Here is a 9,879-nt window from a genome sequence, read left to right on the forward strand (position 1 = left end):
CGGGCCTGAAACGCTAGATACCCCGCAATTCCACAGGATTTGTCAGATGGCCGAAACACTTGCCGAGGCGGTCTCCCGCCGCCGCACCTTTGCTATTATCGCGCACCCGGACGCGGGTAAAACCACGCTCACCGAAAAGCTGCTGCTGTTCGGCGGAGCGATCCAGCTTGCCGGTGAGGTGAAGGCGAAAAAGGACCGCATCCAGACCCGTTCGGACTGGATGAAGATCGAGCGCGAGCGCGGCATTTCGGTCGTCACGTCGGTCATGACTTTCGAATATAACGACCGCGTCTTCAATATCCTCGATACGCCCGGCCACGAAGATTTCGCTGACGATACCTATCGTACGCTGACGGCCGTGGATGCGGCGATCATGGTCATCGACGCCGCCAAGGGTATCGAGCCGCGCACGCTGAAGCTGTTCGAAGTCTGCCGCATGCGCGATATTCCGATCATCACCTTCATCAACAAGATGGACCGCGAAAGCCGCGACCCCTTCGAGATACTGGACGAGGTGGAGGAGAAGCTGGCGCTCGATACGGCGCCGATCACATGGCCGGTGGGCCGCGCCAAAACCTTCTGCGGCGCCTATCATCTTGCCGACAGCACGTTCCGCGGCGTCGACACGCAGGTGGAGGCCATGAAGGTTAACGGTCCGCAGGCGGTGGCGGATCGACTGCCGGAAAATGAGCGCGATGCTTTCATCGAAGAAACGGAACTGGCGATGGAAGCCTGCCGTCCCTTCGATCGGCAGGCTTTCCTCGAAGGCCATATGACGCCGGTCTTCTTCGGTTCGGCGCTGCGCAATTTCGGTGTGCGTGACCTTATCAATGCGCTCGGCGATTTCGCACCGCCGCCGCGCGATCAGGTGGCAGATACCCGCACCGTGCATGCGGCCGAAGACAAAATGACTGCCTTCGTCTTCAAGATTCAGGCCAATATGGACCCGAACCACCGCGACCGTATCGCCTTTGCCCGCATCTGCTCCGGCAGGCTGGAGCGCGGCATGAAGGCGCGCCTGTCACGCACCGGCAAGCAGATGGGACTCACCGCGCCGCAATTCTTCTTCGCCTCGCAACGCCAGCTGGCTGACACAGCCTTTGCAGGTGATGTGGTCGGCATTCCGAACCACGGCACGCTCCGCATCGGCGATACGCTGACCGAGGGTGAAAATCTCGTGTTCCAGGGTGTGCCGAACTTCTCGCCGGAAATCCTGCGCCGTGTGCGTCTGGAAGATGCGATGAAGGCGAAGAAGCTGAAGGAAGCCCTGCAGCAAATGGCCGAAGAGGGCGTCGTGCAGCTCTTTTCGCCGGAAGACGGCTCGCCAGCCATCGTCGGCGTCGTCGGTGCGCTGCAGCTTGACGTGTTGAAGGAACGGCTGATGGGCGAATATGGCCTGCCGGTTTCCTTCGAAATGTCGCGCTTCTCGGTCTGCCGCTGGATTTCGTCCGATCAGCCGGCAGAAATGGACAAGTTTCTCAACGTCAAGCGTGGCGATATCGCCCGCGACCTGGATGGCGATCCGGTATTTCTGGCGCAGGATGCCTTTTCGCTGCGTTATGAATCCGAGCGTTTCCCCGCTATCAAGATGGTTGCGATCAAGGAATATCACGTCGCCAAGGCGGCGTGATATCGGCCGGGTTGCACTTTGTATGCCAAGGGCCGAGCGTTTTCAGGAAAAATGCGCAAGCGTCTTTCCGTCCAGAAATGCGGAAAACAAAGAGCTAGAGCATTGAAGGTGATTACGTTTTCACCGAAAATGCTCTAGTTTCCCGCTGAAACGGGAAACTGGTCCGGCATCATGACGCTTTCAGACAAACATATTCTCCTCATCATTTCAGGCGGCATCGCAGCCTATAAGAGCCTTGACCTCATCCGCCGTCTGAAAGAGCGCGGCGCAAAGGTTACGCCTGTCATGACGAAAGGCGCGCAGGAATTTATCACCCCGCTCGCCGTTGGTGCATTGTCCGCCACCCATGTTTTCACGGAGCTTTTTTCACGGCAGGACGAGCAGGATGTCGGTCATATCAGGCTGGCGCGCGATTGCGATCTCGTGCTGGTGGCGCCCGCCACCGCCGATCTCATGGCGAAGATGGCACATGGTTTGGCCGATGATCTAGCTTCGGCGGTCCTTCTTGCGACCGACCGCAAGGTGCTGGTTGCGCCGGCGATGAACCCAAAAATGTGGTCGGCAAAGCCAACAATGCGCAATGTCGATACGCTGAAGAAAGATGGTGTGTTTTTCGTCGGACCAATGGCCGGCGAGATGGCTGAGAAGGGGGAGGCAGGTCTCGGCCGAATGGCGGAGCCTTTACAGATCATCCAAGCCGTTGAAGCGCTGCTGGATGGGGGGACGATGCCCCTGAAGGGCAAGAAGGCGATCGTGACCTCCGGCCCTACGCATGAGCCGATCGATCCCGTGCGCTACATCGCCAACCGTTCATCGGGCAAGCAGGGCCATGCGATTGCAGCGGCTCTCGCGGAACTCGGTGCAGACGTAACGCTGGTTTCCGGGCCGGTGACCATTGCTGATCCCGCCGGTGTGACGGTAATCCATATCGAGCGCGCCGAAGAAATGCGGGACGCGGTGATCTCAAGGCTGCCGGCGGATATCGCCGTCATGGTTGCCGCCGTCGCCGATTGGCGGGTGGCGGGTTCATCAGAACAAAAGATCAAGAAGCAGCCAGGTGATGCGCCGCCGGCGCTCCAGCTGACAGAAAATCCCGATATTCTCAAAACCGTCGGCCACCATGAAAACCGTCCGAAGCTAGTGGTGGGCTTCGCTGCCGAAACGCAGGACGTGGAAAAAAACGGTCGCGCCAAACTGGAACGCAAGGGCGCGGATTACATCGTCGCCAACGACGTCTCGGCGCAAACCGGAATCATGGGTGGAGACCGCAACAGCGTGAAAATCATTTCGGCCGAGGGTGTTGAGGCATGGCCGGATCTCGATAAGGCCGAAGTGGCAAAACGTCTGGCAGCCTTTGTCGCGGAGAAACTCACATGACCATTTTTGATCGCAAGACATTCGACAGGATGCTTGGCGAATGGCCGGGCGTGTGTTTCGTCGATCAATGGGATTCGCATGTTGCCAAGGTGGGCGACAAGGTCTTTGCCGTGCTGGGCGAACGGGAAGACTGGCGGCTGGTGGTGAAATGCTCGGAGGAGAGCTTTGAAATCCTCACTGCGCTCGAAGGTATCGCCCAGGCGCCGTATTTTGCGAAACGCAAATGGATATCGATTGCCGATCATTCTCCGCTCGAACGGGAAGAAGTGGAGCACTATGTTCGCCGCTCCTATGAGCTTGTGGCAGCCGGCCTGACAAAAAAACTGCGAGGCGAGCTGGGCATCGTGATCGATCCCGCACCCGCCCTATAATTTCCGCTTCAATTGACCTTTTTGTGCTTGCCGATGATCTGGCGGACGCCTTCTTTGGTGAAGGGCTGCACGAGCTGTGGCAAAAACCCCTTGGCGATCTCACCCTTGATGCCGATATCAGTTGATGAGGGTCGGTCAGGGTTATGGTAGGAGCCAAAGAGAATATCGAAGATGACGAGGTTTTCGCCGTAATTGGTATTGCCTTCCGGAAGCTGTTTTGAATGGTGCCAACGATGTAGGCGCGGCGTGCTGAAGACATAGTCGAGCACACCCGTTTTCATGTCGACATTGCAATGGGTCAAGATACCGATGAATGCGGTCACAGCACCCAGCCACCAGAACACCTGCAGCGGCGCCCCCATGAAATAAAGCGGAATCTGGCTGAGCGCGATCTTGAACAGGGAATCGGCCACATGGAACCGCCCGGTATTGACGACCCATAGCCGTACGACGCTGTGATGCAGGGCATGGAACCGCCAGAAAAAAACGGTTTCATGCGCGATGCGATGGGCCCAGTAGAGACCGAATTCGGCAATCGTTACCGCAAGCGAGACCTGCACCACCATTGGCAGATGCGATGGCCACAGGTCAGAGCGCATTGCCGCGAGCGGCTGGAGCACGTTCGCGGCCAGCATCGGGAAGATGGCCGATGCTGCGGCGGCAAGTTGCACCAGCCCCTTGGTCAAAAGCGTGTGGCCGATGCTCGTCATTGTCTCGCCATCCCCTTCGAGCCATTCGACTTCATAGGGAATATAGCGTTCGAGAAGAAAGAGAGTGAAAACCGCGCAGGCATAAACACTGAGAAACGCCGCGATCGGATGGCTGCTCGTGAAGGCGAAATAAGACCCCACGAGGCCGCCAACAAAGACGAGTGGCCAGGAGGAATAGGAGAGGGTTTGTTTCAGTATCTGCGCTTTAGCCATCACAATCAAATCCCGTCCGGCATCATCCGTCTCTAGCACCCGCGCACTATCGCGGCTTCAAAGCAGCCCTTACCCGCACAACTGCCTGACCCGAGGAAAGGCCAGATCTTTATTACCTCGAGACGTTACACAAACATGGCACGAAAACGTGCCGAGATGTTCAGCTTACCTTGATGGCAATAAAGACAAGCGTCAGCGCAATAACCCACAGCGCTATCCGCCCCCATCTGGTATGGCGCGCTTCTGCCCTGCCGATGGCTTCTGCGGTCTGCGCGTCGAAGCGCAAGCCATGCTCGCTCATATACATCAGTTCCGAATGCAGCTTCTCCGTCTTGGCGGCGATCTCCGGCGCTGCCTCGGCGAGCTTCAGGGCGGCCTTCACGCCGTCTTTCAGATCGGTCACGATACGTTTCGGGCCGAGATTGTCCCTTATCCAGCCACTGACAACAGGGTCAGCCGCCTTCCACATGTTGAAGCGCGGATTGAGCATACGCGACACGCCTTCCACCACCACCATGGTCTTTTGCAGCATCACGAGTTCCGGCCGGGTTTCCATGTCGAAAAGCTCAGTGACTTCAAAGAGAAGGGTCAGGAGCTTGCCCATGGAGATCGTCTCGGCCGGCTGGCCGTGAATTGGCTCGCCGATGGCGCGGATCGCCTGCGCGAAACTCGCTATGTCGTGATGGCCCGGCACGTAACCGGCCTCGAAATGTACTTCCGCCACCCGCATGTAATCGCGCGTGATGAAGCCGTAGAGGATTTCAGCGAGAAACCGCCGCTCCTTTTTCCCGAGCCGTCCGGCGATCCCCATATCGACCGCGACTATCATGCCCTGCGGATCGACGAAAAGATTGCCGGGATGCATGTCGGCATGGAAAAAACCGTCGCGCAGGGTGTGCCGCAGGAAGGACTGAATCAGTGTGTCGGCGAGCTTGTTCAGGTCGTGACCGGCGGCCTTCAGGCCTTCAATGTCCGACATCTTGACGCCGTCGATCCACTCCATGGTGACGACGTCACGTCCGGTGCGTTCCCAGTCGACTTCGGGAACACGAAAACCGGGATCTTGCCTGGTGTTTTCCGCAAGCTCGGAAAGGGCGGCGGCCTCAAGCCGCAGATCCATCTCGATCTTGGTGGTCTGCTCCAGCGTGCGCGTCACTTCGACCGGGCGCAGACGACGGGCCGAGCGGACAAAGCGCTGTTGCAGGTCGGCGATCAGATACATCGCCTCGAGATCGTTCTGGAAGCGTTGTCGCACGCCGGGACGGATCACCTTCACGGCAACCTTGCGTGGCCCCTTTGGCGTATCCACAATCGCCGGATGGACCTGGGCGATGGAGGCGGCGGCGATCGGGTCGCCAAATTCCCTGTAGAGTTCCGAAACCGGCCGTCCGAGCGATCCCTCGATATTCGCTTTGGCGGCTGCTGCTGGGAAAAAGGCCATGCGGTCCTGAAGGCTTGCGAGATCGTCTGCGAACTCCGCGCCCACCACATCCGGACGGGTGGCCAGAAACTGACCCATCTTCACATAGGACGGCCCAAGCCGCTCGACAGCCACCGCCAGCCGATCACTACGCTGCGCTCTTTTCGCCTTGCTACGGGCGAATGGCTTCAGCAGGGCTTTTAACACCTGCGCGGGAGCGGGCAGGTCATCGGACGGCAGGGCCAGCACGACGCCTTCGCGCACGAGAACCCAGCCAACCCTTGCGAGGCGGAAATATGCGCCCAAAGTGCTCATGCTTATGCTTGTCTCCTGCCTATGCCGGCCATGGTCTTAGAGCTTCCAGCCGGAATGCAGGGCGGCGATGCCGCCGGTGTAATTGGTATAGGTCACGCGGGAGAAGCCGGCGGTGCGGATCATCGTCGCAAAATCCTCCTGATTGGGGAATTTACGGATCGATTCGACCAGATACTGATAGGGTTCGGCGTCGCCGGTGATCATCTTGCCGAATTGCGGAATGGCATTGAACGACCACGCGTCGTAGACGCGATCAAGCAGCGGCATCTCAACTTCGGAAAACTCCAGCACCAGAAGCCGCCCGCCGCGCTTCAGCACACGGTGCGCTTCCTTCAGCGCAACGTCGATGCGCGGAACATTGCGAATGCCAAAGGCGATCGTATAGGCGTCGAAGCTGTTCGCCTCAAAAGGTAGTTCCTCGGCATTGGCTTCCACGAAGGTCAAATTGTCCGAAAGCTTCTTTTTCGCCGCGCGCTCTTCACCGACGGCAAGCATCGAGCCGTTGATATCGAGAACGGTGGCATGCGCCAGACGGTTGGAAGCTTCGATGATCCGGAAGGCAATATCCCCGGTACCACCAGCCACGTCCAGAACCTTGTAGGAGGGATCCTTGCGCGGCGAAAGCGAGGACACCATGGCGTCCTTCCACAGCCGGTGCAGGCCGGCCGACATCACGTCGTTCATGATATCGTAGCGCTTGGCCACCTTGTGGAAGACCTCGTTGACCATCCCCTGCTTCTGACCTTCGTCCACTTTGTGGAAGCCATAGGACGTTTCCATGCCGCCTTGGGCGGTGGTACGGGCGTCGGTCATCGTCTGTCTCCATATTTATTGCGTGGCGGACCATAGCGGAAACGCCATGGCGACGCTATCTGTTGCCGCATCGCCTGGGCGCGACATTTCGCGTGCACTTTATAGACCACATGGTCCTAACGAAAAACTGCCGGATAAGCCAGATGCCAGAATTGCCAGAAGTCGAAACCGTCAGACGCGGCCTTGCTCCCGCCATGGAAGGGGCAAGGGTTCGCAAGCTCCATCTCGGCCGCCCCGACCTGCGGTTTCCGTTTCCAGAGGATTTCGCGGAGCTTATCGAGGGGAAGACAATCATCTCGCTCGGAAGGCGGGCAAAATATCTTCTGATCGAGCTGGAGGACGGGCTGACAATCGTGTCCCATCTCGGCATGTCCGGCTCTTTCCGCGTGGAAGCGGAAGCCGATGCAGAAGGCAGCATACCCGGCGTGTTCCACCATCCCCGCTCGAAGGACGGCAAGCACGACCACGTTGTCTTTCATCTGGATAAAGGCGAAGAGCGCGTCTGCGTTATCTATAATGATCCGCGCCGCTTCGGCTTCATGCATCTGGTGGAGCGCAGCAAGCTCGATCTTTATCCCGCCTTTGCGGAACTTGGCCCGGAGCCAACAGGCAATACGCTGAGCGCGGATTATCTCGCGAGCCGGTTCGACGGTAAAAGCCAACCGCTGAAAAGCACGCTGCTGGACCAGAAGGTTATTGCCGGCCTCGGCAATATCTATGTCTGCGAGGCGCTGTGGCGCGCCCATCTTTCCCCCCTGCGTGCCGCCGGAACGCTGGTAACGAAAGGCGGCAAGCCCACAGCGAAGCTTGTCGATCTCACGGAGAAAATCCGCGATGTCATCGCCGATGCCATCGCCGCCGGGGGCTCATCATTGCGCGACCATATACAGACGGACGGAACGCTTGGTTATTTCCAGCATTCCTTTTCGGTCTACGATCAGGAGGGGCAGCCTTGCCGTACCCCCGGCTGCAGGGGTACGGTTGAAAGGGTGGTGCAGGCTGGCCGCTCCACCTTTTATTGCGCCGCCTGCCAGAAATGAACCAACGACGGAGAAGGGGAGACTGCCGTGGATTATGAAACGATATTGGTCGAAAAGCGCGACGAGGTAGGGGTCATCACGCTCAATCGTCCAAAGGCGCTAAACGCACTCAATTCCGTGCTTCTGAAAGAGCTGCGACACATCCTGTCTTCATTTTCCGTGGACGATTCCATCGGTGCGGTCGTTATCACCGGCTCTGAGAAGGCATTTGCGGCTGGCGCCGATATCAAGGAAATGCAGGGGCTGGATTTCGTCGATGCCTATGTCGGTGATTTTCTTGGCGGCTGGGACGAGGTTGCGGCCACCCGCAAACCCGTCATCGCCGCCGTTTCCGGTTTTGCCCTCGGGGGCGGGTGCGAACTCGCCATGATGTGCGACTTCATAATAGCATCCGATACGGCAAAGTTCGGCCAGCCGGAGATCACGCTGGGTGTCATTCCAGGCATGGGCGGCTCCCAGCGGCTGACGCGTGCGGTGGGTAAGGCAAAGGCGATGGACCTCGTTCTGACTGGCCGCATGATGGATGCGGCGGAAGCCGAGCGCGCCGGTCTCGTATCGAGAATCGTACCGGCCGCGAACCTGATGGACGAGGCGGTGGAGGCCGCCACCCGCATCGCGTCGCTGTCGCGTGCCTCCGTGCTCATGGCCAAGGAAAGCGTCAATCGTTCCTTCGAAGTGCCGCTTTCGGAAGGTCTGAGATATGAAAGACGGTCCTTTCAGTCGCTTTTCGCCACGGCAGATCAGAAGGAGGGCATGGCGGCCTTCGTCGAAAAGCGCAAACCTGCTTTCCGGAATCGCTAAGGATTCGGAATATCGGCGCTTTTAAGCGTTTTGCGCGTTGACGGGCGTAAGCTTTAGCGGTATATGCCCGCCCACGGTTAAGGAAAGCCATCCGGCTTGTCCGAAATTACTCCCGCATTCTTGGGTTACGTGAGGTCTTCGAAAGACCCGATCCTCTGGTTGCGGAATTTGGTTTGAATTCGAAGAGAGGCATACATGGCCAATACAACTTCGGCGAAAAAGGCGACCCGCAAGATCGCTCGCCGTACCGCAGTCAACAAGGCTCGCCGTTCGCGCGTTCGCGGCTTCATCCGCAAGGTCGAGGAAGCAATCGCTACCGGTGATCTCGCTGTCGCTACCGAAGCTCTGAAGGCAGCTCAGCCCGAGATCCAGCGCGCCGCTACGAAGGGCGTTCTGCATGGCAACACGGCATCCCGTAAGGTGTCGCGTCTTGCACAGCGCGTGAAGGCTCTTTCCGCCTAATCCGGCTAATTACAAATAATTATTCAAAAAGCCTGGTCTTTGACCGGGCTTTTTCTGATTCTAACCGCCTGTTAATCATTCCTCCCGTAACGTGACAAATGCGTGTCAACTGAACGACAGGAAAAACTAAGCAAAAACAAATACTTGCTGGAGGTCTTCTCCAAAATGGGAAGCTTGCTCTACGGAAGTCGGGGCAAGTTTTGAGTCAAGAAGATTTTTATTTTTTTGCCAAAACAGGCTCTCAAAAAACGCCAAAATTGAATCTCATTGATTCATAAGCGATTCTGCTTTGAACCTTGACGGTGATGCAAAACGGCCTTTGCGAGTCAATGGCCGATCTACGTTTTTGCAGAAAAAACGCCATTGATCTCTCCCCACGATCCTGCCTAAATGCATTCCAACAAGGGGTGCGGATCTCAGTCCACAGATTATCTCGATGTTCGTATCGACGATATTCACCTTCTTGCTGACGGGTCTTTCGAGGTCCGTTTTTTCAGGTCATGGAGCTTTTTGTACCGTTTCGGTCTCGGAACGGGCGGGAGCTTTTTGTCCTCAAAAATGCGCCTTAAGGTTGTGGCGAAAGGAGCGTTTTGAGCGTGTCGCAGGCCTCTCCATGAGGGAGAGGGAAATGGGAAACCGGCTCGCAAACGAGAATAGTCTTTGACGTTCTTTCGAGGGGAACGCTGAGGGCGGGAATAAACGAGGGGGATCTCTGGCGATCTATTTT

At 57.7% G+C, this 9,879-nt stretch carries 9 protein-coding genes; 6 read left to right on the forward strand and 3 right to left on the reverse strand.

Going from position 1 to position 9,879, the window contains the following annotated elements; genetic code table 11:
* Positions 1 to 46: 46 nt before the first annotated feature.
* The 3 genes from BTN45_RS14605 (at position 47) to BTN45_RS14615 (ending at position 3,378) form a co-directional block, all read left to right on the forward strand.
* A complete protein-coding gene (locus tag BTN45_RS14605; RefSeq protein WP_004439511.1) occupies positions 47 to 1,630 on the forward strand; it encodes a peptide chain release factor 3 in 1,584 nt (527 codons plus the stop codon).
* 171 nt (positions 1,631 to 1,801) lie between these two features.
* Positions 1,802 to 3,007 carry a bifunctional phosphopantothenoylcysteine decarboxylase/phosphopantothenate--cysteine ligase CoaBC gene (gene coaBC / locus BTN45_RS14610; protein WP_207588434.1) on the forward strand — a complete coding sequence of 402 codons (1,206 nt, stop codon included), beginning with the start codon at positions 1,802 to 1,804 and terminating at the stop codon, positions 3,005 to 3,007.
* Entirely contained in the window at positions 3,004 to 3,378 is a 375-nt protein-coding gene (locus tag BTN45_RS14615) for an MmcQ/YjbR family DNA-binding protein (protein WP_207588437.1), read from the forward strand. The genes coaBC and BTN45_RS14615 overlap by 4 nt, the downstream gene beginning before the upstream one ends.
* An 8-nt stretch (positions 3,379 to 3,386) precedes the next feature.
* Here BTN45_RS14615 and BTN45_RS14620 read toward each other — a convergent pair whose 3' ends face one another.
* From BTN45_RS14620 to ubiE, 3 genes are all read right to left on the reverse strand, one after another.
* Positions 3,387 to 4,301 carry a sterol desaturase family protein gene (locus tag BTN45_RS14620; RefSeq protein ID WP_207588439.1) on the reverse strand — a complete coding sequence of 305 codons (915 nt, stop codon included), beginning with the start codon at positions 4,299 to 4,301 and terminating at the stop codon, positions 3,387 to 3,389.
* Between the two features lie 160 nt (positions 4,302 to 4,461).
* Positions 4,462 to 6,036 carry a 2-polyprenylphenol 6-hydroxylase gene (gene ubiB, locus BTN45_RS14625; protein WP_004439518.1) on the reverse strand — a complete coding sequence of 525 codons (1,575 nt, stop codon included), beginning with the start codon at positions 6,034 to 6,036 and terminating at the stop codon, positions 4,462 to 4,464.
* 36 nt (positions 6,037 to 6,072) lie between these two features.
* Positions 6,073 to 6,849, reverse strand: a complete 777-nt coding sequence (ubiE, locus tag BTN45_RS14630) for a bifunctional demethylmenaquinone methyltransferase/2-methoxy-6-polyprenyl-1,4-benzoquinol methylase UbiE (protein WP_006699685.1) — start codon at positions 6,847 to 6,849, stop codon at positions 6,073 to 6,075.
* A gap of 143 nt (positions 6,850 to 6,992) precedes the next feature.
* Here ubiE and mutM point away from each other — a divergent pair, with 143 nt between their 5' ends.
* The 3 genes from mutM to rpsT all read left to right on the forward strand — a co-directional run bounded on the left by mutM (position 6,993) and on the right by rpsT (position 9,152).
* Positions 6,993 to 7,889 (forward strand): bifunctional DNA-formamidopyrimidine glycosylase/DNA-(apurinic or apyrimidinic site) lyase, encoded by an 897-nt coding sequence (mutM, locus tag BTN45_RS14635; protein WP_112555975.1) that lies wholly within the window; start codon positions 6,993 to 6,995, stop codon positions 7,887 to 7,889.
* Positions 7,890 to 7,916: 27 nt separating this feature from the next.
* Complete coding sequence (locus BTN45_RS14640; protein WP_004439522.1) at positions 7,917 to 8,690, forward strand: enoyl-CoA hydratase; 774 nt, start codon at positions 7,917 to 7,919, stop codon at positions 8,688 to 8,690.
* A gap of 195 nt (positions 8,691 to 8,885) precedes the next feature.
* On the forward strand, positions 8,886 to 9,152 hold the full coding sequence (gene rpsT / locus BTN45_RS14645; protein WP_004439523.1) for a 30S ribosomal protein S20: 267 nt from the start codon (positions 8,886 to 8,888) through the stop codon (positions 9,150 to 9,152).
* Positions 9,153 to 9,879: the final 727 nt, after the last annotated feature.

Source organism: Rhizobium sp. ZX09 (assembly GCF_017357485.1).
Lineage (GTDB): Bacteria > Pseudomonadota > Alphaproteobacteria > Rhizobiales > Rhizobiaceae > Agrobacterium > Agrobacterium pusense.